The organism is Mesorhizobium sp. M4B.F.Ca.ET.203.01.1.1, from assembly GCF_004791025.1.
Classification (GTDB): Bacteria; Pseudomonadota; Alphaproteobacteria; order Rhizobiales; family Rhizobiaceae; genus Mesorhizobium; species Mesorhizobium abyssinicae.
The window spans coordinates 1-402 of the sequence record NZ_SRUO01000083.1 but is presented as its reverse complement, the minus strand read 5'-3'; the positions used below and the strand labels follow the sequence as shown (position 1 = coordinate 402).

1 protein-coding gene is annotated in these 402 nt (G+C 72.1%); it reads right to left on the bottom strand.

What is annotated here, in order from left to right:
* On the bottom strand, window positions 1-402 hold a 402-nt coding region (locus EN846_RS33720), incomplete at both ends, for a LysR substrate-binding domain-containing protein (RefSeq protein WP_245518765.1).

Here is a 402-nt window from a genome sequence, read left to right as displayed (position 1 = left end):
TCAGGTAGGCCGGCGAGGCGCAGAATACGAACGGAACACGCGCCAGCTGCCGCGCGACCACCCCGTCCTCCAGCTGCGCCCCGATGCGGATGCTGGCATCCACCGCTTCCGGGCCATGCTGCACGGCGCGGTCGGTCAGGCGCAGCTCCAGCTGCAGTTGCGGGTAGCGCTGCTGCAGCGAAGGCAGCAACGGCGCCAGCACATGGCGGCCGAACGCACTGCTGCTGGCGATGCGCAGCGGCCCGGCCGGTTCGATGTCGCCGGAGGTGACCATCGCCTGCGCGCGCGCCAGGTCGGCCTCGATGTGGCGCACCTGCGCCAGGTACAGCGCCCCGGCTTCGCTGAGCGCCAGCTGGCGCGTGCTGCGGTTCAGCAGCCGTACGCCCAGATGCGCCTCCAGCC